At 38.5% G+C, this 25,517-nt stretch carries 24 protein-coding genes and 1 pseudogene; 3 read left to right on the top strand and 22 right to left on the bottom strand.

Going from position 1 to position 25,517, the window contains the following annotated elements; translation table 11 throughout:
- Positions 1–4: 4 nt before the first annotated feature.
- From mvk to MLOOGBEN_RS17315, 6 genes are all read right to left on the bottom strand, one after another.
- Positions 5–946 carry a mevalonate kinase gene (mvk, locus tag MLOOGBEN_RS17340; protein ID WP_179159518.1) on the bottom strand — a complete coding sequence of 314 codons (942 nt, stop codon included), beginning with the start codon at positions 944–946 and terminating at the stop codon, positions 5–7.
- A 16-nt stretch (positions 947–962) separates the two neighbouring features.
- On the bottom strand, positions 963–2,318 hold the full coding sequence (locus tag MLOOGBEN_RS17335; RefSeq protein WP_179159517.1) for a tripartite tricarboxylate transporter permease: 1,356 nt from the start codon (positions 2,316–2,318) through the stop codon (positions 963–965).
- A gap of 4 nt (positions 2,319–2,322) precedes the next feature.
- Positions 2,323–2,586, bottom strand: coding sequence for a hypothetical protein (locus tag MLOOGBEN_RS17330; RefSeq protein ID WP_218781223.1), 264 nt, complete (start codon positions 2,584–2,586; stop codon positions 2,323–2,325).
- A gap of 180 nt (positions 2,587–2,766) precedes the next feature.
- The gene (locus MLOOGBEN_RS17325; protein ID WP_179159516.1) at positions 2,767–3,483 is read right to left on the bottom strand and encodes a Crp/Fnr family transcriptional regulator; all 717 of its coding nucleotides are present in this window, start codon (positions 3,481–3,483) and stop codon (positions 2,767–2,769) included.
- A gap of 26 nt (positions 3,484–3,509) precedes the next feature.
- Positions 3,510–5,405, bottom strand: a complete 1,896-nt coding sequence (locus tag MLOOGBEN_RS17320) for a heavy metal translocating P-type ATPase (RefSeq protein ID WP_179159515.1) — start codon at positions 5,403–5,405, stop codon at positions 3,510–3,512.
- Positions 5,406–5,449: 44 nt separating this feature from the next.
- Positions 5,450–5,671 carry a heavy-metal-associated domain-containing protein gene (locus MLOOGBEN_RS17315; protein ID WP_179159514.1) on the bottom strand — a complete coding sequence of 74 codons (222 nt, stop codon included), beginning with the start codon at positions 5,669–5,671 and terminating at the stop codon, positions 5,450–5,452.
- 238 nt (positions 5,672–5,909) lie between these two features.
- Here MLOOGBEN_RS17315 and MLOOGBEN_RS17310 point away from each other — a divergent pair, with 238 nt between their 5' ends.
- The gene (locus tag MLOOGBEN_RS17310; RefSeq protein ID WP_179159513.1) at positions 5,910–6,698 is read left to right on the top strand and encodes a metal-dependent hydrolase; all 789 of its coding nucleotides are present in this window, start codon (positions 5,910–5,912) and stop codon (positions 6,696–6,698) included.
- A 127-nt stretch (positions 6,699–6,825) separates the two neighbouring features.
- Here the strand turns inward: MLOOGBEN_RS17310 and MLOOGBEN_RS17305 are convergent, their stop codons facing one another.
- The 5 genes from MLOOGBEN_RS17305 to MLOOGBEN_RS17285 form a co-directional block, all read right to left on the bottom strand.
- Complete coding sequence (locus tag MLOOGBEN_RS17305) at positions 6,826–8,007, bottom strand: amidohydrolase (RefSeq protein WP_179159512.1); 1,182 nt, start codon at positions 8,005–8,007, stop codon at positions 6,826–6,828.
- A gap of 2 nt (positions 8,008–8,009) precedes the next feature.
- Positions 8,010–9,263, bottom strand: coding sequence for a Zn-dependent hydrolase (locus MLOOGBEN_RS17300; RefSeq protein ID WP_179159511.1), 1,254 nt, complete (start codon positions 9,261–9,263; stop codon positions 8,010–8,012).
- 17 nt (positions 9,264–9,280) lie between these two features.
- A complete protein-coding gene (locus tag MLOOGBEN_RS17295; protein ID WP_179159510.1) occupies positions 9,281–10,483 on the bottom strand; it encodes a hypothetical protein in 1,203 nt (400 codons plus the stop codon).
- A gap of 253 nt (positions 10,484–10,736) precedes the next feature.
- Positions 10,737–11,360, bottom strand: coding sequence for a histidine phosphatase family protein (locus MLOOGBEN_RS17290; protein WP_179159509.1), 624 nt, complete (start codon positions 11,358–11,360; stop codon positions 10,737–10,739).
- 128 nt (positions 11,361–11,488) lie between these two features.
- Entirely contained in the window at positions 11,489–12,655 is a 1,167-nt protein-coding gene (locus MLOOGBEN_RS17285) for a TraB/GumN family protein (protein WP_179159508.1), read from the bottom strand.
- Between the two features lie 128 nt (positions 12,656–12,783).
- On the opposite strand from MLOOGBEN_RS17285, the gene MLOOGBEN_RS17280 reads away from it, so the two are divergent.
- Complete coding sequence (locus MLOOGBEN_RS17280) at positions 12,784–13,710, top strand: AraC family transcriptional regulator (protein ID WP_256989138.1); 927 nt, start codon at positions 12,784–12,786, stop codon at positions 13,708–13,710.
- Between the two features lie 204 nt (positions 13,711–13,914).
- On the opposite strand, the pseudogene MLOOGBEN_RS29300 reads toward MLOOGBEN_RS17280, so the two are convergent.
- The 6 genes and pseudogenes from MLOOGBEN_RS29300 to MLOOGBEN_RS17255 all read right to left on the bottom strand — a co-directional run.
- A pseudogene (locus MLOOGBEN_RS29300) lies at positions 13,915–14,019 on the bottom strand (GNAT family N-acetyltransferase); the annotation flags it as partial.
- A 55-nt stretch (positions 14,020–14,074) separates the two neighbouring features.
- The gene (locus MLOOGBEN_RS17275) at positions 14,075–14,518 is read right to left on the bottom strand and encodes a cell wall hydrolase (RefSeq protein WP_179159507.1); all 444 of its coding nucleotides are present in this window, start codon (positions 14,516–14,518) and stop codon (positions 14,075–14,077) included.
- A gap of 103 nt (positions 14,519–14,621) precedes the next feature.
- Positions 14,622–15,854 (bottom strand): MFS transporter, encoded by a 1,233-nt coding sequence (locus tag MLOOGBEN_RS17270; protein ID WP_179159506.1) that lies wholly within the window; start codon positions 15,852–15,854, stop codon positions 14,622–14,624.
- An 81-nt stretch (positions 15,855–15,935) separates the two neighbouring features.
- Positions 15,936–16,652, bottom strand: coding sequence for a class II aldolase/adducin family protein (locus MLOOGBEN_RS17265; protein ID WP_179159505.1), 717 nt, complete (start codon positions 16,650–16,652; stop codon positions 15,936–15,938).
- A 127-nt stretch (positions 16,653–16,779) separates the two neighbouring features.
- Complete coding sequence (locus MLOOGBEN_RS17260) at positions 16,780–17,208, bottom strand: hypothetical protein (protein WP_218781230.1); 429 nt, start codon at positions 17,206–17,208, stop codon at positions 16,780–16,782.
- Positions 17,209–17,261: 53 nt separating this feature from the next.
- Complete coding sequence (locus MLOOGBEN_RS17255) at positions 17,262–18,266, bottom strand: DUF3231 family protein (RefSeq protein ID WP_179159503.1); 1,005 nt, start codon at positions 18,264–18,266, stop codon at positions 17,262–17,264.
- 165 nt (positions 18,267–18,431) lie between these two features.
- Between MLOOGBEN_RS17255 and MLOOGBEN_RS17250 the strand changes: the two genes are divergently transcribed.
- Positions 18,432–19,427 carry a DUF3231 family protein gene (locus tag MLOOGBEN_RS17250; RefSeq protein ID WP_179159502.1) on the top strand — a complete coding sequence of 332 codons (996 nt, stop codon included), beginning with the start codon at positions 18,432–18,434 and terminating at the stop codon, positions 19,425–19,427.
- A 107-nt stretch (positions 19,428–19,534) separates the two neighbouring features.
- Here MLOOGBEN_RS17250 and mtnA read toward each other — a convergent pair whose 3' ends face one another.
- From mtnA to MLOOGBEN_RS17225, 5 genes are all read right to left on the bottom strand, one after another.
- Positions 19,535–20,599, bottom strand: a complete 1,065-nt coding sequence (gene mtnA / locus MLOOGBEN_RS17245) for an S-methyl-5-thioribose-1-phosphate isomerase (RefSeq protein WP_179159501.1) — start codon at positions 20,597–20,599, stop codon at positions 19,535–19,537.
- Between the two features lie 5 nt (positions 20,600–20,604).
- The gene (gene mtnK / locus MLOOGBEN_RS17240; RefSeq protein WP_179159500.1) at positions 20,605–21,837 is read right to left on the bottom strand and encodes an S-methyl-5-thioribose kinase; all 1,233 of its coding nucleotides are present in this window, start codon (positions 21,835–21,837) and stop codon (positions 20,605–20,607) included.
- Between the two features lie 16 nt (positions 21,838–21,853).
- Positions 21,854–22,855 carry an ABC transporter permease gene (locus tag MLOOGBEN_RS17235; RefSeq protein ID WP_179159499.1) on the bottom strand — a complete coding sequence of 334 codons (1,002 nt, stop codon included), beginning with the start codon at positions 22,853–22,855 and terminating at the stop codon, positions 21,854–21,856.
- Between the two features lies 1 nt (position 22,856).
- Positions 22,857–24,341, bottom strand: a complete 1,485-nt coding sequence (locus MLOOGBEN_RS17230; protein ID WP_179159543.1) for a sugar ABC transporter ATP-binding protein — start codon at positions 24,339–24,341, stop codon at positions 22,857–22,859.
- 175 nt (positions 24,342–24,516) lie between these two features.
- Entirely contained in the window at positions 24,517–25,509 is a 993-nt protein-coding gene (locus MLOOGBEN_RS17225) for a Gfo/Idh/MocA family protein (RefSeq protein ID WP_179159498.1), read from the bottom strand.
- Positions 25,510–25,517: the final 8 nt, after the last annotated feature.

Raw genomic sequence — 25,517 nt, 5'->3', positions numbered from 1 at the left:
ATACCTAACTTTCAACAGAAAAATACCAGGTGTTTAATGCCCCCGCCTTCATCAATGACTTGGCAATTGCCTTTGCATTCGCCAGATTATGCGCAAGAGCTATAATACAGCCGCCCCGACCTGCACCCGTTAATTTTGCACCAAGTGCTCCTGCTTTTCGTGCGACATCTATAAGTCTATTAATATCTCCATTACTGACGCCAAGGTCTATAAGTCCAGATTGTGCTGAATTAAATAACTCCCCTAATAACTTCATGTCCCCATCATAAAGTGCTTCTCTTGCCTCAAGTGTAATCGCACCAAGCATGTTCAATGCCTTTTGCGTCATTTCCGGTTCAGCTAATACCTTGTCCCTTACACTTGATACTGCACCATGTGTATCAGAAAAATTCCCAGTATCTGCTACTACCAGAAAAAGGGGACCACCAATTTGTAATGATTCTGTCTTTCCTTTTTGAAACCAAATTGGAAATTGACTAAAAGCTGCTGCCATGTCAATCCCGCTAGGGTTTCCATGAGCGAACTTCTCAGCAGTGTGAACAAGGGACATTAACTCTTTAGGTTTGGCTTTTTGCCCATAATAAGCAAACAAGCTTTTTACAATCGCAATGGCTATTGCAGCACTCGATCCTAAGCCTCGACCAATTGGGATGGAGGAATGAAGTCGGATCAATAGCCCTTTTGCTGGTTGATTTAAGTATTCTAATGTCTCGTAAATACACGTAGCGATTCCTTGTAATTTTTTCGGTATCCCACTAAGTGGGCCTTCATAGTACTCACTAATAAACATAATTTGTTCATAACTTCCTTCAACTGCTGATGCCACCTCTAACAATGGAAAAGGAAGTGCAATCGCGGGCATCCCATAAACAACAGAATGTTCACCAACTAAAATTAATTTACCGTGTGCATTGCCAATTGCGTATTTTTGAGCTGTCTGAATCATCTTTATACATCTCCAATTAACCAACTATTTTAGTGATAATCCAGGGAGCTGAGTACAGCACCATAAATTGAACACCATAATTTATACCCCAGCGATGAAGCATTCCAGCCACCAGCGCTATTAGGAGAACTCCGCCAATATTAATCCAGCCTGCGTCCATGTATGCCAGTAATAACACCAAGCTAATAAACAAGCCTAATAATGCTTCATGCGGGATTTTTCTAAAAACAAAAGCGCAAATTTGCTGAGAGTACTTTATCGTAACAAAGTAGGTGATCCCTAATGCTGTCACAGCCCCAATGATCGTAGCCCAAACAAAAGCAGAATAGGATAAGATATGGTGCATATTATGCTCTAGCGTGAAAACCGGCGGAGCATTAAATAAGGCATTTGCTGGACCGATAGCCATTGGTGATAGCGGAATACCTAATGCGATTAAAGGAATAAGCGTTCCGGCGATATAGGTTGCATTTGCTAAAGCTTCCATACTGACAATAGCAAGGGATGCTTTCTTCACCGGATCTTTCGTTCGACTTGAGATTACCTCTCCTAAAAAAATGGTTATCCCAACCGGACTCATAATGAACGTAAGGGACCCTATTAGAGAAGAAAGTGTACTCATTCCTAACTCTTTTTTCGTTAAAATTTTGAATGGATTTGGAAAACCTTTTGTGTCATTCGATTTATTTAATAAGATTGTTTTTTTATCAAACCGCTCTAGACTATTTCTTTTCTCTTTATTTAACAGTTCAAATAATGTCAAAATAACTGGCCCGATTGTAATTCCTAGGAAGTAAGAAACAAATACATTGGTTCCTTCTGGTACTGCTCCCACTCCCCAATATAGATGGCGAAGACCTTGTATCAATAATGCAAATGGAATAATCGTGGCAAGTGCCAGCCATCTGTTCTTACACATAAGTGCTAAGAATACGGCACCTATGAAAAATAACGGATTTGCATATTCTTTAATAACATCAGCAATCGGTATTAATGCATTGGCTAGAAGTAAACTTACTGGTACTGCCACCAAGGTTCCGATCACGGAACCTGAAGCCATTTTGCGAATACTGACATCCGACATTCCATGTTTTTTTAAAATCATTGCGTGTTCGACCATTGGGGTTGCCATTACTCCTCCAGGGATTCCTGCAACTGCAACTGGAATCGAATCGGTTAGTTTGCAGGCAACAATCGCTGATATAAAGAAGGTCAACACAATTGCAGGATGGAACCCCGATAGAACTAAGACTAAAATGACTGGTGCGATCGTTGCCGTTTCATCCGTTCCTGGCGCAATACCAATGACCGTGTAAGCTGCTGCAGCCAACAATGCGGCAGCCACCATTTGCAAAATTAATGTTGAATCCAATTCCTTATTCCTCCCTTTGTACCTCTTGAATGATTCTCTTTGGTTTTATTAACAAACTGGATATAATGAAACCGATGAAGGCCCCTATTAAGCCATAAAATAATGGTTTAGGAGGTTCATTGGGGGCAATGAAATATCCGCCAAGTGCGGTGGTACTGCAAATAAGTAAGGATAGAACCAGGCTTCTAATATTTACGAGATCCTCCCAAACCTCAATGTTATCTGCACTCGTTTCCCTTTTTATTGAAGGATTTCCCTTAATCTTCAAACACGCCAACTCCTTTACCCCTAAAGGCATTTAAATAAAACTATGACACTAACTATCTATAGCCCCATTATAGTGATAATGATTATCATTACTAATTGATCTTGGTCAAGTTTTAAAATTGTTTTTTCAAATAAAAAAAACTACCAAGAAACCTTCTTGATAGTTTTTCATACTCTTTTTTTAAACAAGGAGTAGTTCATCTAAATCGATAATTTCAATATTCTTATTCGACTTTTGTTTGATATAACCACATTCTTCTAGATCGGTTAACTTCCGACTAATGGTTTCAGGAGTAGTCCCTAGATAGGAAGCTAAATCCTTTTTACTCATAGGTAATACAATCTCCATGGTCTGCGCTCCGGAATCTAAGCATTCTGCCAAGAAAAGTGCAAGCCGGGTTTCAACCTTCTCGGTCGCAAACCGTGTTGTTTGTTTTTCTGACTGCTCTAATCTTTTCGAAAACTCTGCTAGGATTTTTAACGATATGGAAGGGTATTTCAGTAGAAACTCTTGTAATTCAGAACGTTTGATCATACAAACTTGCGTTTCTACCATAGCTTCTGCAAATGATTCGTGGAGTGCCTCGTTAAACAATGCAAGTTCACCGGTGAAATCACCTGGATTCAGAATACGTACCAACTGCTCTTTACCAGAATCAGACAGGCGATAAATTCTAATTTTTCCTTTATTTACAATATAAAGAGAGTCGGATTGGCTGCCTGCCTGATAAATTATTTCTCCTCTTTTATACGTAACAGATTTGGCCGTCTTCATGATTTCATCCATTTGTTCCTCTCGTAAGTGATTGAATATTGGAACCAATGAGACACACGAATTGTAATTTCCTTTGCAATGATTTTGGTTATGGACTTCAGAATGACAATCCTTAGAATTCATCTTTTACACTCCTTAAACGAACGTTACTATGCAGCATTGACAGCATTGAGCTCTACAAAAACACTCTTTTTGATATAATTAAATCTTAATAATCTCATCGCATTTAAAATAACAATCAATACACTAGCCTCATGAATGAACATACCGACTGCCAAATGAACGGAACCAAATAAAACGCCAACTAATAAAACAAATACAATCAGTATTGCGAGGAAAGTATTTTGTCTCATATTCCGCACCGTTGCTTTTGATAAGGCGTAAGCATGGGAAAATTGCATCAATTTATCAGCCATTAATACAACGTCTGCCGTTTCCATTGATATATCTGTACCGCCTTTACCCATGGCTAACCCAATATCAGCTGTTGCAATAGCAGGTGCATCATTAATACCATCTCCAGCCATCGCAACAATATGCCCCCTTTCTTTTAATTCCTTCACGTATTTTACTTTGTCTTCTGGCAATAGTTCTGCATGGTATTCATCAATGCCGAGCCTATTGGCTACTATCTCAGCCGTATGTTGATTGTCGCCAGTCAAAATAATCATTTTCTTTATACCGCTGTTTCTTAATTCAGTTAATGCCTGTACAGCGTCCTCACGGATTTGGTCAGCAATCGAGATGATACCGCAAATTTCTCCATCCACTGCAACAAAAATAGCGGTATATCCTTCCTTTTCCTGAGCTAATGCATAATCGGATACTTCCTTGATGATGGTGATTTTATCCGTTTTCATTAATTTACGGTTACCAACAGACATGGTATGCCCTTCAACCATTGCCCGGATTCCATTTCCTTTAATCACTTCTCCATTTTCCACAGTTCCTATTTTTAAACTTCTTGCCTTTGCTTCATTTACAATGGTTTGACCTAAATGATGTTCTGAAATGGTTTCAGCCTGTGCAGCCAATCGGAGCAGGTCGTTCGTATCTAGATTATTAAACACCTTAATATTTGTTACTTCAGGTTTTCCCTTTGTGAGAGTTCCCGTTTTATCAAAAACAATGGTATCTACTTTGGAAAGGCTGTCCATTACCTCTCCACCTTTAATAAGCACACCTTTTTTCGCACCATTTCCGATGCCTGCGACACTTGAAACTGGAGCACCAATAACTAAAGCGCCAGGGCAGGCGATGACTAAGAAGGTGATCGATAAATGCAAATCTTGGGTTATTACATATACCAAAACCGATAACAGTACTACTGCAGGTGTATAAATACTGGCAAACTTATCAAGAAATTTCTCTGTCTTCGATTTTGATTCTTGTGCTTCCTCTACAAGCTCAATAATTTTCGCAAAAGTGGTATCATCCCCGACTTTTTCTGCAATCATTTCGATATAACCATTGTCGACAATGGTACCACTAAAAACTTTATCTTCTATATTCTTTGCTGCTGGAATGGATTCACCGGTTACAGCGGCTTCATTCAAGTAGGCTTGTCCAGATACAATTCTTCCATCAGCTGGGACCTTTCCGCCGGAACGAATAATAATACGATCTCCTGCGACGACTTCTTCAACTGAAATGGATATGGTTTTACCTCCACGATTAACAATTGCCTCTTGGGGTGCCATATCAATTAATTCTTTTAGAGATGACCGTGTTTTTTCTAATGTTCGAGCTTCCAAATAGTCACCAAATAAGAATAAGAAAGTAACCACACTCGATTCGGTATACTCCTGTAAATAAAAAGCTCCTATGACTGCAATACTCACTAATAGGTCTATACTGAAGACCTTCATTCGCAGTGCTTGGTATGCTTTAATAAATATTGGAACACTAGCAAAAATAGTTGCGATTAATAGAAAAAGATTCTTTATGTCATCGTTGTTTAGTAGACCCGATATAAACCCCGTTACGATTAATAGAAATGAAAGTAAGGTAATATAGTTTTTATATTTGTTAATTGTATAAATCATTCTATCCCCACCTATTTGTTCTTAAGATACTTCAATAATAAGGATTAGGAAATTTTAGAGGTCAAAACCTCGTAGCCTAATTTTTTGATCTTCTCCTCTATTTGACTCGCATTAACTAGAACTTCATTAAATTCTGTTTTCACCTTACTTGAGTTGAATATCACTTTAGCAGATTCAATACCCGCTGTTTTAGTAAGAGTTGTTTCGATTTTCTTGATACAGGACGGACAAGTTAAAGTTTCTAATTGAAATAATGCTTTTGCCATTTTTTATTTCCTCCTTGGTTTGTTATTATGTCTTCACTTTAATTCAGATGGTTAAGAAAAGACTTGACCTAAAACAAGCTTTCATATTTTCACGTTATATAATTCATCCGTTAATTTAATATCAAAGATTATATTTATTGAATGTTTACAAAGCAGATTAAAGTTGTGGTCTGATTCACTATCCTCGTAAATAGAATAGTTTAGGACTTCTATTTGAATAGTTAAAGGGGATGTTTTCATGAAGATTCAACGTCTTGGACATGCAATGTATGTTTTGAAAAGTAAGGAAGGAAAAAATTATTTAATTGATCCTTTTTTTGATTTGAATCCCGGTTTTCCTGAAGAATTAAACAATGCAAGCTTCTATCATTCTATTGACTGTGTTTTTCTAACACATGGTCATTTTGATCATACGAGTGGTTTGCTGAAAATACTAGAACACAAACCAGAGATTATGATTATCGCCCAATATGAACTTGCATTAATTCTTCTTCAACAAGGGATTAAAAATGTCCTTCCTATTAATTTCGGTGGATCGGTATCGTTTGACGATGTAACCGTAACAATGGTTCAGGCAAGACACTCTTCCTCGTACGGGGAAACAACAGGTACTCCGGTATATGCCGGGGAGTCTGCGGGATATATTTTTGACTTTAAGGATGATTATACTCTCTATCATTCAGGCGACACTGCCATAATGGCAGACATGAAGCTCATTCAGGATGTTTATCAGCCTGAAATCGCCATCCTCTCTTCATCCGGACACTTTACCATGGGCCCGAAAGAAGCAGCATACGCGGTTAGGTATCTATTAAACGTTAAATATGTAATCCCAAGCCACACCTTCCCAACAAACGAAACAGCTGCATCCCCAGAATCATTAGCCCAATTACTGCAGGCCTTCCCTGTAATCGAATTTATGATCGACAGGGACCACGAGGTAAAAGAACTTCTAAAGGATTATAAAAAGACAGAAGTAATTTCACTAGCCTATGGAGAAGAACGAGAATTTGTTAGAAAGAAATAAACAGTGCCTGTCACCCTGGTGACAGGCACCGTCCGTGGACACTGTCCACCTCAGGCGGACAGTTAACCAAAAAAAGGATACCGCCAGCGGCGGTATCCTTTTTTTGGTTACTAGCTTACTCTTACTCTTAACGTTCCTGATTTAGATAAACCCAGGCATATTGCGCGTAGAGTTCGGCGCCCGTGGTGAGGGCGTCTTCGTCAATGTTGAATTTGCCGTGATGATGGGCCCATTCTGTGTCTTTTTCTGGATTTCCACTGCCGACGAGGGCGAAGCTGCCTGGTGCACGGGTGAGATATTCACTGAAATCTTCCCCGCCCATAGTTGGTTTTTCGTTATACACCACATCTTCCCCAAATGCTTCTGCGGCAACCTTTTGAACTAGTGTTGCACTGTATTCATCGTTTATTACTGCTTGCGTCCCACGGATGTATTCCACTTTAGCAGTTGCACCGTATAGTGCAGCAACCTGGTCTGCGTAATGCTGGAGCTGCGTTTCAATATGATCTCTCGTTTCAGGGTGGAAGCAGCGGACTGTTCCTTCGATTACAGCATTTTCTGCAATGACATTAAACCTTGTTCCGACAACCATTTTCCCAATTGTCAAAACAGCAGGATGCTGGGCATCAATCGTTCTAGAAACAACGGTTTGTACATTCATAACAAAAGATGAAGCTACAATAGCAGTATCAATACATGCATGAGGCATTGCACCATGCCCGCCTCTGCCTTTGAATGTCACTTTAAATAAATCTGCGGAAGCAAAAGACGGTCCTGGTGTGCAGGATACTTTATGCGTCGGCATCTGTGACCAAATGTGGATGCCAAAAACGTTGTCTACTCCCGCCATTGCTCCCTGTTCTACCATTACTTTCGCTCCTTCTGCTACTTCTTCAGCCGGCTGGAACAATAAACGTACATTACCTGGTAATTCTTCTTTTATTTCATTTAACGCTTTTGCTGCAATCATTAGCATTGCTGTGTGTGAGTCGTGTCCACATGCATGCATTTTTCCATCTACTTTTGAAGCATACGGCAGATCCTTGTTCAGTTCCTCAACCTGCAAGGCATCCATATCGCCTCTTAACGCAACCGTTTTTCCAGGTCTCCCCCCTTGAATTTCCGCAATAACACCAGTTGGCTCAGTCTTTCTGTATGAGATTCCTAAATCATCAAGATACTCACAGACAAATTGAGTAGTCTTGAATTCCTCCCAGGATACCTCTGGCTCACTATGAAGCTTCCGACGTAATTGTGTTAGTTCTTCACTATATGTTTGAATCGCTTCCTTCATTTTTTCATGAATCATTTCTATTTCGCCTCCGTTAACCTTTTGGCTGCCTCATATAGAATATGGACTGCATTTGCTAGATGGCGTGAATCGGACCATTCCTCCGGACAATGACTTAGACCCTCCTTACTCGGAATAAAAAGCATGCCTACATTTGTAAAATCAGAAAAGACCATCGCATCATGACCTGCACCACTGTTAATTGAACACTTAGGTATATCAAGTTCACTGCTCTTTTTCTTTAACAAAGAGACAATATCCTTGTTCATCTGTTTAGGTTGAATATATAAAAGCTGCTCCACACTTACCTCAATACCCTTATCACAATACAAATCTGCCAAGCTTTTTACATTTTGAATCACATTCAATACGTGTTCTTCCTTACCAGAGCGAATGTCTACAGTAAAAACTACTTCATCTGGAATAACATTCGCCCCATTTGGAAAGACATTTAATCGGCCGGTTGTAACAACTGTACCTTCTCCCTCCGAATCTGCAAGTTCGGGGAACTGTGTAATCATCTTGGCAGCGGTAACTAACGCATCCGCTCTCCGGTCCATCGGTGTAGTACCCGCATGCCCCGCCTTCCCTTTTACCGTTACTTCCAATTGTGTTAAACCAACAATCGCTTCAACCACACCAATCGGAATACCTTTTTCTTCAAGGATAGGACCTTGCTCAATATGCAATTCTAAGTATGCTTTCATGGTCTTGGGGTCTCTTTTTTTCGGAAGATCAGGATCAAGCCCAATTTCCCTCATCGCCTCAACTGCGTAGATGCCATCTTTATCTTTTAAACAATTAAAATCTTCCTCATTTAGTAAGCCTACAATTCCACGCGACCCCATCAATCCTCCGCCAAATCTTGAACCTTCTTCTTCCACAAGGGCAATGATCTCTAACGGATATTTTGGTGTTAATTGATGCTCAGCAAAAAGAGCTGCTACTTCAAGTCCCGCTACCACTCCCGCTGGACCATCATAGGAGCCGCCATTTGGAACGGAATCAAAATGGGAACCAATCAGAACACTTGGAGCATCCTTTAATGTTCCCTCAAGCTTTCCAAAAATATTACCAAACCCATCTTCACGAATACTTAGACCGTATTCCTTCATTTTTGCTTTTATATATTGGCGTGCCTGCAAATCCTCAGGACTATAGGTAAGGCGGGTAGTACCTTTACCCGGTGTTGCGGTAAAGGTACTCAATGTATCTATATGGCTTTCTACTCTGCTCTGCACAAGTTCAAGATTAATATCAACTCTTGTTTCCATTTACTACAATTCCTTTCTTACAAGAATCCTACAAAGATACCTGCTAGTACGACTGACACCATGGTTACCGTTATGAAGCCTCCAACTAACATAGGAGGGAGCATATGGCTAGTCAGTATTTCTCTTTCCTTTTCATCTTCTGTTAAGGATTTAATAACCTCGTTTGTGATAATGTAATCGGCTGGAAATCCATATAATGCAGTCAGTGAAACAGCGAATGCCATATCTTTACTAACTTTTAGAATCTTCCCTACTATGAAGGAGAAGATGTACATCCCGATTACCCCTAATACGATAGTGCCGATAAGTGGGTAAATAATCTCAAGCATCATGCTTGGTGTTGCTTGTTTTAATCCGTCAAAAATAAAGAGCATGAGTGCTACAAGGGCAAATCCAAAACCATTTGCTTTTTGTAAAACCTGCTTTTCTAGGAATCCAACACTTGTTGCGATTACCCCGAACAATAAGCAAAGAACAAACGGGCTAACTGTAACAACAGGTGCTAATAGCGTTGAAGTTAGATAGGCAAGGTATGCAACCAATGATAATCTTAAAAACTTAAAGAAGTCTGTATTATATTTCTCTGGCAAATTTTTAAAAAGCTTTAATTCAGGCTTGATTGCTGCTGTTGCCGCGACTTCCGCTGCAGCCTCACCCTGTGCTTCTGCTGCAAGCTGTCCGCTGCGATATTGTTTCAGAAGTCTCTTTCCTTCCTTTTTCAAAACGATGGAAGTGATCGGGTATCCAGCAAAACCTTGCATAACATAAATGACGATAGCAAAAACAGATAAAGTAGCAAGACCCGCTTCCTTCGCTGCCTCTGACATAATCAAGGCCGATACGACACCGCCAACCAAAGGAGGAATAGCGACGACAATTGTCTCAAAACCAAATATGAATGTTCCAACTCCAAATAGAACAGCGATAATTCCTAAAATACCTGATAGAGCAATTACGATCGTTTTCCACTGATTTTTCAATTCCTGAAGTGATAATAAAGTTCCCATATTCGTAATTAATAAATACATCATCATTACCGCTACAACGGGCGGTACACCTGCTAATGCAACGATGTCCTGCGGGAAGAAAGTCCAATATCCTAAAAGGAACAGTACCGCACAAACGAATATAGAAGGTACCCATGCCTTTGTTCTTACTGCTACTAAATCTCCGATAAATAAAATGGCCATTAGAATGACTAAAGCTAACATCTGCGACATATGAGTTCCTTCTTTCTTGGATGTATTTGTAATCCCTTGTCTTACGAAGGATTAAAGTTGATACTAGAATAATAATATAATTATACTTTTCAGTCAATTTAAATAATTGGAAATTTTCAAGTAACCGTTTTCATGCTGTTTGTTACCTTAAAAATATACATTTTACTATTCTAGAAAATAGTTGAATTATTCTACAGTAATAATCAAACAAAAAGACGCCCCCAACCAAATGATTGAGGGCGTCCTTTTGGAATTAATTGACGATCGGAACAAAAATTTTCTCATACTGATAATCTAAATCTACTTCATTTATTCTAATAACAGAGGCATTTTCTACTGGTTTAAACCTTTTTAAGTCCTCAATAGGCCAATTCATCAAAAAGGTTAGAAGCATATGAATAAAGGCAGCATGTGAGACAATGACAACATTTTCATACCGTTGCTGCTGTTTCACCCGCTCTACCACCGTATTCATGAACATCGTTGCTCGTAAGTACACATCTGCTAATGACTCCCCGTTTTGGAAACGAAAATAAAATTGACCTGCCGCCTTGAATTCTTTCTTCTTTTCAGGAGTGCGATCGGTAAAATCATATAGATTGCCAAGCTCCCACTCTCTTATTAATGGATTTTCGAAAAACGGAACACTTTCTGGCAGTGCGGAATGAATCGCTTGAGCCGTTTGTAATGTACGTAAATAAGGAGAACTGTACAATACCGTCTTTGGGGTGACGATAGTTTTGAAAAATTCAGCCGTTACCTGTGCTTGTTTGTGCCCGAGCTCTGTTAAACTATGCTGTGAATCATGAGTATGTGCCATCACTGTTTTGTCCACATTATGCTCTGCTTCACCATGTCGGATGAGATAAATATTCAACCATTCCCAGCCCCTTCTACTTTCTACTACCTCTATTCTACTTCAGCTAACAGCCCCATTGCCTTGTAAACGTTCGACAACCTTCTACATATGCAAAAAAAGGCACCCTCCGTTAGGAAGGTACCCCTTTATAAATTATTGAAGAACGTACGGATTACGTCGGCTCCCCCAATAAAGGTTCCAAATGAACCTCCAATGTTGGTTAGGATGATCACCAGCAGGACCCTTGTAAATTTATTACGCCAAAAGCCTTTAAGCGAAAAAACATCTTCCGATAATGTTTCAAAGTCTGCCACACTTGGCCGTTTGATGTAGGCTTGTACAATCCCCGAAACCCAGCCTGCGGCAAGTAAGGGATGTAAGGTAGTAATAGGTGCTGCTAAAAAGGCTGCTAAAATAGCCAGTGGGTGTCCGAATGCAGCAGTTGCACCAAGTGCAGCCGTAATTCCAGTCCAAAGTATCCAGCTAATCGCTTGATCCATACCTGCTGATGGATTGAGAAAAAAGGTAAACGCCATAATTGCAACAATTAACACCGGGATTGCCCAGCCGATAATTTGCGGCGTTTTTGATTTTGGTTTTGTTTTTGTGAGAGCTTGTAAGTCCTGGTCATTGTGAATCTCTTTTGTGATTCCTGGAACGTGTGCCGCTCCTAGAACTGCCACCACTTTTTTCCCAGGTGCTTCTTTAATTTTTTGAGCTAAGTATTGATCTCGTTCATCAATTAAAGGCTTCTTTAATTTAGGAAACGCCTCTGAAATTTCAGCAAGCGAAGCATTCAATGTATCTTGAGTCTTCATTTTCTCAAGCTCTTCTTCTGAAATGGTTTCTTTATTGAAAATACTATAGATAATTGACGTGAGCAGCTGGGCTTTTCCCCAGACACCAACATTCCCCCAAATACGAGAGAAGGTAATTTGGATGTTACGGTCGGCTAAAACAAGCTCAGCCCCTATTTCCTTTGCCGATTCAATCCCTTGAATCATTTCTTGCCCCGGTTTAGTATCAAATTGCTTGGCTAAGCGGTTTTGAAAAGATGAAATGGCAAGATTCATGATTAATAATGTAGCCTTCTTTTCTTTTATAACCTTGAAGATATCCATTTCTCTCCATTTGTTGCCGTCCATAATCGACTTGTAGCGTTGGTCATCCAATTCGATACAAACAGAATCAGGACGTTCTCGGTCAATGACCTCTTTTACCTGCTCTACGCTTAGTTTGGAAACATGCGCCGTCCCAATTAATATAATTTCTTTTCCATCCAAATCAATTCTGGTTATATTTTCTTCCGTCATAATCTACTTCCTTTGTAAAAATATACTTATACAAATGTCTATATCTTTATAATGACGGACAGCCAGCAGAATTTCAACAGAAAGAATACTGACACACAAATTCAAATATAAATTATAATTTATTTGATTTGGTAAATATCGAGGTGATCCTAATTCAACAGTTACTTTTGCTGCAGCGGGTAATCGATTATATTGAAGAACATATTAAGGACGAAATAGACCCAGAAAACTTAGCAAAAATGGCGGGATATTCCCCATACCATTTTTATCGAGTTTTTCAGAAGCAAACAGGTTATACACTGATGGACTATGTAGTAAAAAGAAAGCTTCAATACGCATTACACGAATTAGTAAATGGGAAAAAAATTATCCAAATTGCGTTGGAATACGGATTTGAAACCCATGCTGGTTTTACTAAAGCCTTTAAAAAATGCTTTGGAAGCCCTCCTAGTCTATATAAGATTCATTGTCCCAAATCACTGCCGCAAAAATTAGATTTGAACAGCATTCATCAAAAGAACACGGGCGGCATCGTAATGCAGCCTATGATCGTGAATAGGCCGTCCTTCACGGTTGCTGGTAAAACATTCTCGATAAATATGGGAAATGTATCTTATACAAGGGATGCACCTGCGATTTGGGAGCAAGAAGGGCTGGCAGACGGTTCTATCGAAAGATTTCTATATCAAACACTATCCCCTAAAAAACATGGGGAGTACTGTATAAATTTAAGTCCTTCAGCCATAGAAGATAAGTTTATCTATTTATTTGCTGTAGATTTGAACAAAGATACTTCAATTCCAGATGGGCTGACATCATTACAAATACCAGCAGCTACTTACGCTGTGTTCAGAACTCCGTTGGTTGAGGTTGAGATGTTTGCTTCAGCGATCAAAGGAACATGGAATTATATAGTAGAGGACTGGTTTCCACAATCTTCTTATAAAATGGATGAAGAGGCATATGACTTTGAATACTATGATGAACATTGCCATTACTGGGATTACGACAAAGTCTATATGGAGATTCACATTCCAATCAAAGAAAGAGAGTGAATACTTTAACGAGTTCCGTTTCCTATCGCCAAAACTGAATTTACAACTAAAATGTCAAGCAAAATGCATATGAATTCACACCGCTTTTTGCGGTGCTTGTGCTATGCAAAAAAATAGCCCAGACCATATGGACTAAGCTATTCATCCGTATTTATTTCGTAGCTATTTAAACTAAACTTCCCCATAGTTGAAAAATAGATAGTATTAAATTTCTTTTTCCATCAAAACATTTGTAGTCTGATAACCTCCTCTTGCTGGCTTTGTATGACCAAAAACGTGCAGACCTATTTTTTTCATTCCCAGTTTCTGTCCATTTTCTACTATGAATTACCACATCCAAGTACCTTTTATTATTGCATTCTTTTTAACCCATATAAACACTATCACATGTTCCAGCTATTGGTTCATAAAAACAATGTTCTTTAAATTGACCAGATTGAGGTTGATCGTACCATGTAGGAGGACACCCTGGCGCCGTTGGATTAAAATACCAAAGAGCATATTTCGCTGGATGATCTCTCCAACTATCAATATTTTGTTGGGCTAATCTTCTTTCAGAAGTTCTTGATCTTTGATAAAATACATTCCCTTTTTGCACTGCTTCAAAAGAATAGTTTCCTCCTTGCACTTGAAATATTACATCATGAATATTGTTTACATCTTTGAAATCTAAGCATTGTGCTACAACACGATTTATTATTACATTTCCAACATATAACATTCCTTGCTTTCCTTCGCCTTCTGCTTCTGCTCTCATCATTCTTGCCATTTCATCTACATCAGTACTTCTAGCTCTTACTCTAGGCATTTCATCACCTCCCAAATTAATGTATGAAAAAAAGCCTACAATAATGTAGACTTTTTTAAATGTAATTTCCTTTCATTATACAGGCAAGTTTACCATTAAGTATTTACCCTCTAGTTTTTCTCATGATGTGGTTATATAAGAAAAGAACAGGCAATAAAATAATCGCACTAACCATAATCGCTATTTTAATAGTAAAGATTGAAGCAATCACACCAATTACGGGACCACCTCCAATTTGCCCAATCGCATCAACCTGCCCTTTGACTGAAAAAAAGGTAGCCCGTGTGGATGAATCCGGGATGATTTTATTCAGCCAAACCGTTTCCAATGGATACATAATGCTCCTTGAAATTTGGATGATGATAAAGAAGATTAACAAACCAACAGCGAATGTGGTAAAAGCAAAACCAATTAATGAACTGATAATTAGAATACTCCCTATAAAAAGAGCCACGTAAATCTGGTTAAGATGCTGGTGGATGGAACTATTATCAATATAATGGAGCGCAGCAAACGTCAAAAGGACAACAATGAATTGAACACCGCCCATCAGCAAAACTAACTGACTGTCCGATAAATTTGAAAATCCTGATTGCTCAATAATGTGAGGAATCCACAGGCGGTCAAAGCCCTCACTGTAAAAGCCAAAAAACAACGCAATCAGAAAAAGTATTCTCATGAGATAATTTACTCTAGAATAATAAAATATTTGACTCATATTTTCCCTGATATTCTTCCAGACCCTTACTCTCTCACCCTTTTCAGCTGGTTTAAACTTCTCTTCTTTCATAAAGAAAACTAAAAGGATGGATAGCACTACCAGCCCAATGCCGCCTAAAACAATCGGTAAATTGAGTACATAATACCCTGCCAGTATACTTAATGGAATGGCAAGGACTTTTCCAAGATTACCTGCCTTAGCACCTTTAACAAATGCTGAAGAAGCCCGTTCTTCCCCAATCTCATCTGCAATCCAGGCTTGATGAGAACCACTCGTAAAGGTATAGCCAATCCCCCAAATGACTTGAGATAGAATCACAGCTGTAAAAATCGGAAACATCCCTTCAATAATAAAACCTATCCCAATTAAGAAAAAGCCGATAATGACAGAGAGCTTTCTGCTTTTTAAATCGGAGAGGATTCCTGTTGGGATTTCAAAAATGAAAACGGTCGCCTCCAAAACGGTCCCCACTAAAACTAACTGCAATGGATCAAGTTGAACCATTTCTACCTGATATAGCAAGTTTAAGGTAAATACAAAGGTAAAAAACAATTGCGATAAGAAACAGGTATAAATGTAAACCTGATACGGATCCTTTTTCTTTAATAAGTTCATCTTCTTTCCCCCTCACCTTAATCATAAAGCGAGAGGCCGCTCATTTCTTTTCCAAAATTGCGATTATCTGCACATATTGAGCTACTCTTCTTCAGCCTTTCTATCTACTTCACTTATCGGTACGCCGCCTGCTTTGATTCCCATTGATTCTCGAATCTTTATTAAGTCTGAGATTTGCGAACGATTTAATTCATTCGCCTTTTTCAAAATATTATTGGAGTACATAAGAATAGTCGCGTAATGTTCGAGGGATTCCATTCGAAAATAAGCCTCCATCAAATCCCTTCCCCATGTCAGAGCTCCATGATTAGCCAAAAGAACAGCATTATGTGTATTACAATATGGAGCAATCGAGTCTGGTACTTCTTGAGTCCCCGGTAAAGCATAGGGGGCAACCGGTACATTACCTAAAAGAACGATGGCCTCTGGTAATACTGGTTTATCTAAACTAATTCCGGCTATTGCAAATGATGTACCAACCGGAGGATGGGCATGAACAACGGCATTCACTTCAGGATTTTCATTGTAGACCCTTAAGTGCATCTTCACCTCGGATGAAGGTTTCAAATTTCCCGAAATGACTTTACCAGAAAGGTCCATCTTCACCATCATGTCAGGCGTCATAAAGCCTTTACTTACTCCGGTAGGTGTTGTCCAAATTTCATTAGGTCCCACTTTCACCGATATATTCCCATCATTCGCTGCTACATAATTTCTGTTGTATACTCTTCTTCCGATTTCACAGATCATTTCCTTTGCTACCTGATCGGAATAGTACGTTTGCTTATCCTTCTTCATACAATAATGCTCCTTTATTATTTACCTACTACCAATATTCTTATTTTATCGATGATTAGTCAATTTGGTATTTAAATTTGTTATATTCAGCAAAAAAACCATCCACTTAATATTGAAGTGATGGTTTTTAGAATATTTTATTTAAGATTTTACCAACAATTAATCCTATTATTATTCCGGGAAAAACAAACAACATTGGGAGCCAAACAGGACCCCATAACACTCCAAATATCTTTAAGTTTGAGGAAAAAATCAATCCAACAGTTACAAAAAATGCGGCAAACACATAAGGAATAAAAGAATAAGGGGCTCTCCCTCCGCCTGCATCTTTCACAGCATCCCACATAGAGAAAAAGTACAAACAAGGATAAAACATCAACCATTGATAATCAGCATGTTTTATTGCATGTGCAATTTCCCCGTGAAAACTCATTAGTATAATTTGATTAAAATTGGCTTGTAAATTAATCAGAAATTCAAGTATCAATAAAACGGTGCCTTTAAAATATTTTCCGTTTAAAAACTGCCCAAACCCAGGAAGGGCGATGCTCCACATTAGTTTTTCAATTGGACTCTTATTCACTCAAATATACCCTAGTCATTGTTTTGCTACACTTTTTTTGCAATTTCTTTTCTATTAGGAGCAAGTGGTGGTTGTTCTAACCATTTATTTTGTACCATAATATTGAACCACTTCTTTGTTACCATTAGATTTTTTAGAATGACGCTTTCATAAGCCGTTACAAGGTCTATTCGCATGGCTGATGCTAAACCTGCCCCATGATAGTTTTGTGCAGCTTGGAATAAGAAACCAATATGATATAGCATTAACTTATCGGAAAAAGGAGAGTCCGTAGAAGTTGTCACTTCTGTTTCCCAGGACTTAGGGACTGGTAAATTATCCGATTGCATTATTTTTGAAAATAATTTTATTTGTCCATCAGCCGTATTCTGGGAATCCTCTAAAAATTTCCTTACTTCTTTTGTTTGAGCAACTTGACTGAATGCGATTGACAGAGTTTTTGTCATTATACTCTTTTTAAGGTTTAAAGAAATACTTATGATCTCTGTTGCAGCTAACGTTCTACCCTTTCCGAAAAATCCATCTATGAAATCTTGACTGGAAACATATTCAGGGTTTTTAGTTGGATAAAATAAAGGGTCTCTCTGAAAACTTCCTTTCTCAAGCAATAAATCAATTGTTTGATGATACATCCTTTTCCCATCATTATCACAGGAGTCGTAAAAATACCGTAAATCTTCTCTAACAGAAACAGCCAACGAAGTAGAGTGACCTAGCAAACCATGTAATGTCATGATATGTAAATAATTCAGGCAAAATATATCCGTGAACAATCTCGGTTTACCTTTAAAGAGGTCAAATTCATTAAATCCAATTGGAACTGAAAATTTCTCGTTCTCCAAAAAAGTAACGATTTGTTTCTTTTGCTTTTCGAAAGTTTTGAGAGCATCCTCAAAAATGGCTTTTATTGACTCATCCTCAATTATTGAGTACATATATCTATTTACAGTATCAACCGCTGTTCCGTTTACATACTCTGCCCACAAAGTTCCTATTTCTGAAGATGTGAGTTTTAATTTATCCTTTTCCATCCTGTCACCTCTTGGATATTATTTACCAATTCTCCAAGAGATATGAGGTTCTTATTGGAATTCACTAAAAAAGCCAAGCACAATATCAAAGTAAGTAAATTTTTTTAGGGTATTGTATCATTGGCAGGGCACAATAAAGAAGAATAAATCTAGGAGGAATGCAGTATGCCTGAGAAACCTGCAATAACTTCATCCGAACTTGGAGTTCTATGGCTTACATACCAAGAGAAAACGATGATTTTGCGAATGCTGGAATACTTTATTGAAAAAGCTGACGATGAAAAAGCCAAAACAATCATGACTGATTTATACAATGAAATTGATCCTTACGTTGGCAAAATAACAAATATTTTCAAAAGTGAAGGGGCTGTAATCCCTGTTGGGTTTACTTCTGAAGATGTTAACAAAGATGTGCCTAAGCTATATGATAATGGTTTTGACATCATGTTTGTACGGTTACTACAAGAGATTAGCATGGGGTTGCATACGCTAAATATAAACATGGTATATCGTGAAGATATTGTCATGCTTTTTAAGGAGCTTACCGCCATTACCCAAACATATTACAATTCTTGTACACAATATTTGATTGAAAAAGGGATGCTGGCTAGGCCTCCATATGTTTCTATGCCTACCTCGGTTGAATTTGTTAAAGAAACAAAATATTTGGGTGGACTTAATCCATTTACTAAAATTGGTAACAAGAGAACCTTAAATACGGTAGAGGTTGCTTATATTTTTCATGGTATTGAATCAAATGCGACTGGATTACAAATGATTACTGGTTTTGCTCAATGTGCCAATAAATCAGAAGTGAAAAAGTTTTTTACAAAAGGCGCTGAACTCTCCAAAAGTATTATTAAAGAAATGACTGAAACATTTCTCGAAGATAGTATCCAAACACCCTCTCCTTCTGGCGGAAATGCGACGCGTTCAACAGTTCCTCCGTTTTCCGATAAGCTTATGATGTATTGTACCAGTATGTTTTGTAGTTTTTCTATGGGAGGTAATGCCGTAGGAACTGCTTTTAGTTTACGAAACGACTTGGCTGCAAAAAATGCCGCTTTTACGAAAGATATTTTCGAATATGCCCATGAAGGTGCAAAGATCATGATTAAGAACGGATGGATGGAAGAACCTCCTCAGATGGTAGAACGATGAGCACTTGAAAAACACAGTAAGTTGTTTGTTGTTTTAAAGATTCATTTAGAGGTCTTATCAAAATAAAAAGGTACACCACTAATCTTAGTGATGTACCTTTTTATCGTTTATTTTTTAAACATTTTCGGAAGGCTTTCTGTATATGGTGCATAAGCAATTCCATTTTCTGTAACGATCCCTGTGATTAATGAATGGTCGGTAACATCAAAAGCAGGATTATAGGTTTGCACACCCTCTGGTGCCATGGATTTTTCATACCACTTACCTGTAATTTCCTCAGAAGGGCGCAATTCAATGTGAATGTCATCCCCTGTTTGACATTCTAAATCAACCGTGGAAAGTGGCGCACACACATAGAATGGAATGTTGTAGTGCTTTGCGAGAATCGCCACACCAGAGGTTCCAATTTTATTTGCTGCATCTCCATTCGCCGCAACACGGTCACAGCCGACTAGCACAGCCTGAATTTTTCCTTCCTTCATCACGATGGAAGCCATATTATCACAAATTAATGTGACATCTACTCCAGCCTGCTGCAGCTCCCATGCAGTCAGACGTGCTCCTTGAAGCAACGGCCTCGTTTCATCTGCATAAACTTTGAAGTCATAGCCTTTTTCCTGTCCTAAATAAATCGGAGCTAATGCCGTGCCGTATTTGGCTGTTGCGATGGTTCCCGCATTACAATGAGTGAGTAATCCCCAGCCTGGCTCAAGCAAGGATAGTGCATGTTCTCCAATCGCTTCACAGATTTTTTCATCCTCCGCACGAATGTTTTCAGATTCCTCTTTAAGCGCAGCCTTCACTTCAGCTGCACTTTTCCCTGCTTCTTGCTTAAATCGAGTCTCCATCCGATTTAATGCCCAGAATAGGTTTACAGCTGTTGGACGTGAAGTAGCCAAGTAATTCTTCACCTTCTTGAAGTCTTCAAAAAGAGCTTCATAGGTTTCTGCTGTTGATTTCTTTGTACCTAAATAAGCACCATATGCTGCAGCGATCCCGATTGCGGGTGCTCCACGAACCTTTAATTGATAAATCGCATCCCATATATCTACCATTTCCTTTAATTCTAGGAAATTCGTTTCATTTGGTAATACTGTTTGATCTAATAATACTAATGTATCATTCTCATCATCTAATCGTACGGATTGTATCACAGTAACTGGGTTTTGCATAAAGCTTATACCCCTTTCACAGATGTAAGTTCGGCAGATTGAAGTACACTAATAAAATCTGCACCTGTTTTAATCGACTCTCGATTCAAAATAAATGTTTTTCCAACGGTTATACAAATGGTTTCTGCCAGCACTCTAGCTTCAGTGTCCTCAATGGAAGTGATATCCTTCACCTTTGCAAGCCCGATAATTCTACGCAGAAGTTCGAGTCCCGTTACAGCTGCAGTATCTCTTAAAATAGTATCCAAATAATATTCCTTAAATCCATCATACCCTGCCACTCGTTCTGTTGCATTCTCGTCCCAAGCTTTGTTGAATTTATCTGTAAATAAATTTACAACATCTTTAATGGTTGTGACAAGATAATTTAAATACTCATCTCTAGCCTCTTCATCATCAATGGTAAACTTTCCATTCGCATAGGCAAAAATGAGATTGGCAATAACATTTCCGATATCATAGCCGGCTGGTCCATAAAAAGCGAATTCAGGATCAATTACCTTGGTAGAATCTTCTTTTATAAAAATAGATCCCGTGTGAAGGTCGCCATGCAGTAATGACTGTGCATTTGTCAGAAACTCAAATTTTAATTTTGCACTTTCAAGTACTAATTTCTTATCATTCCAAATGTTTTCTTTTACAAACTCCTTCGATCCTTCAAAGATTTCATTTCGAGGGCAATCATAAAACGGTTCTGTATAAACCAAATCCTCCGTTATTTCACAAAGCTCTGGGTTGATGAATTGCTTAACCAGCTCTTTCTTTTCTTTATGTCCCACCACTACATCAGATGTTAATAATAAAGTATTTACTAGAAAAGTAGAAATATGGTCAGCAAACAAAGGGAATTTCTTATGTTTTAATAGAGCCGTTCTCATAATCTCGTGATCAGATAAATCATCCATTACCGTGCAGTTCATAATTGGATCATAGTTGTATACTTTTGGTACAAAACCAGGTGCTAGTTTGTATTGGAGTCCTAGAATTTCACTTTCAATCCGATTCCGATCTGGTGAAAGCTTAAATTCGTCAGAGATCCGGGCCACTGGTCCCGCTTGTTTAATAATGATAGACTGATTGTTTTTTACATCTTCTATTTTAAAAACATAGTTTAAGTTACCATCACCAATTTCTTTACAAGTCAATTCCGCTTCTTCTGGAAAAAGTTTAATTGCTTTTGCATATTCACTCGCGTCTTGTTCCGTCATGGTGAAATATTCAACTGTGAAATCCTTCATTACAAACCCCTCCAAATTATTTCTTTTTATAGTATGTTAATGCAAGTGCGAGAGCTAGAACCGTCCCCTTAACGATATCCATTGCGTAATACGGAACAGACATCATCACTAGACCATTTTGCAGAATCCCAATTAATACAGCTCCAACGAAGGTACCAAAAGCATTTGGTTTGCCTGCACCTAAAACGGATGACCCAATAAAAGCAGCTGCTACTGCATCCATTAAATATGGCGCACCTGAGTTAATTTCCGCTGTCATGACACGCGATGCAAGTACAATACCGCCTATGGCTGCAAATGTGGCAGACATGAGATACGCTGCAATTTTATATTTGTTAACTGGAATTCCAGATAATCTAGCTGCTTCTTTGTTTCCGCCAATCACATACATGTATCGTCCATGTTTTGTATAATTCAGAAAAATATGGACAATAAGAACCACGACAATCATGATGATAATAATCCATGGTACCTGTCCGATTTTTGAAAAGGCTTCTGGAATCGTACCCGTTGAGAATGTTCCATCCGGCATCACCATGTTTTGCGATACGGTTGCCCCTTTTGTATAAGTTAATGCAATCCCTTGAATGATAAACATTGTTGCCAAGGTCATTAGCATATCAGGAATTCGTACCTTTACGATCATAAACGAGTTAAATGCACCCACTACAAGTGCGGCTCCAATCGCTGCTAATAGTGCCACGATGATGTTTTGCGAAAACCATACAAACATCGAAATCACAACTGCATTTGTCAGTGAAACAGTAGAACCTACAGATAAGTCAAATCCATCAACCGATAAGGAAATGGTAATCCCAACCGCAATAATGGTTACAATCGAAATGGACCTTAGAATATTAATAATATTTGCGCCATCCATAAAGGCTGGACTCGTAATCGAAAAAACCACCATTAACGCTAGGATTGTAATAATAGTACCGTATTTGTATAAAAAATCAAATAATTCAAAACCCTTTTTTGAAGGTGCCTTTTTCTGAACTAGATTTGTTTCGCTCATGCTACTTCCCTCCTGTTGACAAGAACAATAGTTCCTCTTCATTCGTTGTATTTGTTGCTAGCTCTTTGGCCACTTGTCCATCATAAACAACATAAACACGGTCAGTAATTCCTAAAATTTCCGAGAATTCACATGATGCATAAATAATAGATTTGCCGCGTTTTGCTAATTCAGATATAAGTTCAAAGATATCCTTCTTCGCCCCGACATCTACACCCTTAGTGGGTTCATCAAATATGTAAACCTCTGCGTCTGCAATCAGCCATTTTCCAATCGCGACTTTTTGTTGATTTCCTCCTGATAGGTTTTGAACCCTTGTTTCTACTGATGGTGTCTTGATTCCTAGACTAGTGATCATCTGACTCGAAATTTTCTTTTCACCCTTGAAGTCAAGGAGGCTCAAAAACTTAGAAAACTTCCCCAAGCTGGCAGCAGTGAGATTAGTAGCTACAGTCTCAATAACCAATATTCCTTCTTTTCTTCTTTCCTCTGGTACAAAGGCCAAACCGTGTTTTACTGCCTGATTCGGGTCTTTAATACGTACCTTTTTCCCCTTAATTTTCAATTCACCTGCGGTAACTTTTGAAGCACCAAATAACGCCTTACAAAGCTCGGATTTCCCTGCACCTACAAGTCCGGCAATTCCGACAATTTCACCTGCATTGACGTGCATAGTAAAATTCTTAATCATCCCGGTATCATAAAGTCCTTTTACCTCTAGGACATTATTTCCGATTTCCACTTTAGATTTAGGAAATTGTTCCTCTAACTTTTCTCCGAGCATATACTCTACTACTCTATTTTGAGAAGTTTCGGCAATCTTTTCCTTACTGACAAATTCACCATTTTTCATGACCGTGATCTCATCACAAATCTCAAATAACTCGGGAAGACGATGTGAAATAAAAATAATTCCGACATTTCTGCTTTTTAAATCCCTAACAATCCGAAACAATTCATTCGTTTCTGAGTGACTTAACGGCGCAGTCGGCTCATCCAAAATCAGAAATTTACATTGCTTGACCAAGGACCTTGCAATAATCACCATCTGTTTTTCAGCTAATGTTAATTCACTTACCAATGTCTTTGATGAGATATTCACATGAATGCTGGCTAGGATGCTCGAAGCTTTTTCGTGTATATGCTTCCAGCTGACAAATTGCTTTTTACCCATATCATTAACGGTTTCATTCAGCATGATGTTTTCTCCAACCGTTAAATATGGAACAAGTACCGTATCGACTTCTTGGTAAACAATTTGAATACCAAGTTTTTGGGCATCCTTCGGCGATTGAATCGTAACTTGTTTTCCATCCATATATATTTCACCAGTATAATGATGATAAGCTCCTGAGAGAACCTTCATGAGTGTTGATTTACCAGCTCCGTTGGCACCAATAAGAGCATGAGTAGTCCCTGTCTCTGTCGAAAAAGATACTTCGTTTAACGCTTTTACACCCGGAAATTCGATCGTAATATTTTTCATTTCTAAAAGTGTTGCCACGCTCAGTTCCCCCTTTCTTTAATCTTTCGAAAATTCTGCCTCTACCTATAATACTATTTCTTGCTAAAGTGGTAAAACACTATGTTTGTATTGGAAATTAATACATAGAAAAACAGCACAACCCCTTAGAATTCATAGGAATTATGCTGCTTTATTATTATACTAATTTAATAATATTTCCTGTTTTAATCGATTGATAACAGGCCTCAATGACACGCATATTTTGAATAGCATTTTCTCCTGTATAAGAAGGTTCGCCATCCTCTAAGATCACTCTTGAGATATGCTCAACCTCTTCTTTATAAATATCAGCAACTATTTTCTCTTCTCTTGTTACTCCTTCTTTTTGTACAATGACTAACCCTTCTCCACCATTATTATCTGGACGGAATGCTCTTGGAACCTTTATCTGACCCTCAGTCCCTATTACTTCATATTCTGCTCTAAACACCATATCAAAGCTGCAATCAAAATGAGCATGAACGCCATTTTCCATTTTCATATAACCAAAGGCAGAGGTATCTACTTGATAGTCCGAATCGATATTGGCGTGAACATCCACTTCTATCGGCTCAGCACCTAATATTTTCCGAATTGAATGAATGGCATAACAGCCAACATCATAAAGACTTCCTCCTCCTTTATCTGAGTCCATTCTAACATTGCCTTCTGGCTGGGCAAGGAAAAATGAAAAGCTAGCGCGCATGAATTTAACTTCACCAATCTCACCGCTTTTGATGATTTCTCTCACTCTTTCATGCTGTGGATGAAATTGATACATAAAAGCTTCCATAAATTTAACATTTTTCTCTCGGCAGAACTCAACCATTTCTTTCGTTTCCTCTGCTGTTAAGGAAGCTGGCTTTTCACATAAAATATGCTTTCCATGTTTGGCCGCTTCAATCGTCCACTTTTTATGTAAATGGTTTGGCAGCGGGATATAGACTGCGTCTATTTCTGGATCTTGCAGCATTTCTTCATAGCTGCTGTATGACTTTGCTATATTAAATTGCGCCGCAACCTCTTCAGCTCTTCCACTGCTAGAGGCAATGCCTGTGACCACAGCATTTTGCGCACGTCCAAATGCGGGAATTAATGATTTTTGAGCTATTTTAGCGGTGCTTAAAATTCCCCATCTTACCTTTTTCATATACTCAT

This window comes from Bacillus sp. EB106-08-02-XG196 (assembly GCF_013396335.1).
Lineage (GTDB): Bacteria > Bacillota > Bacilli > Bacillales > Cytobacillaceae > Neobacillus.
This window is presented reverse-complemented; position numbering and strand designations above follow the sequence as displayed.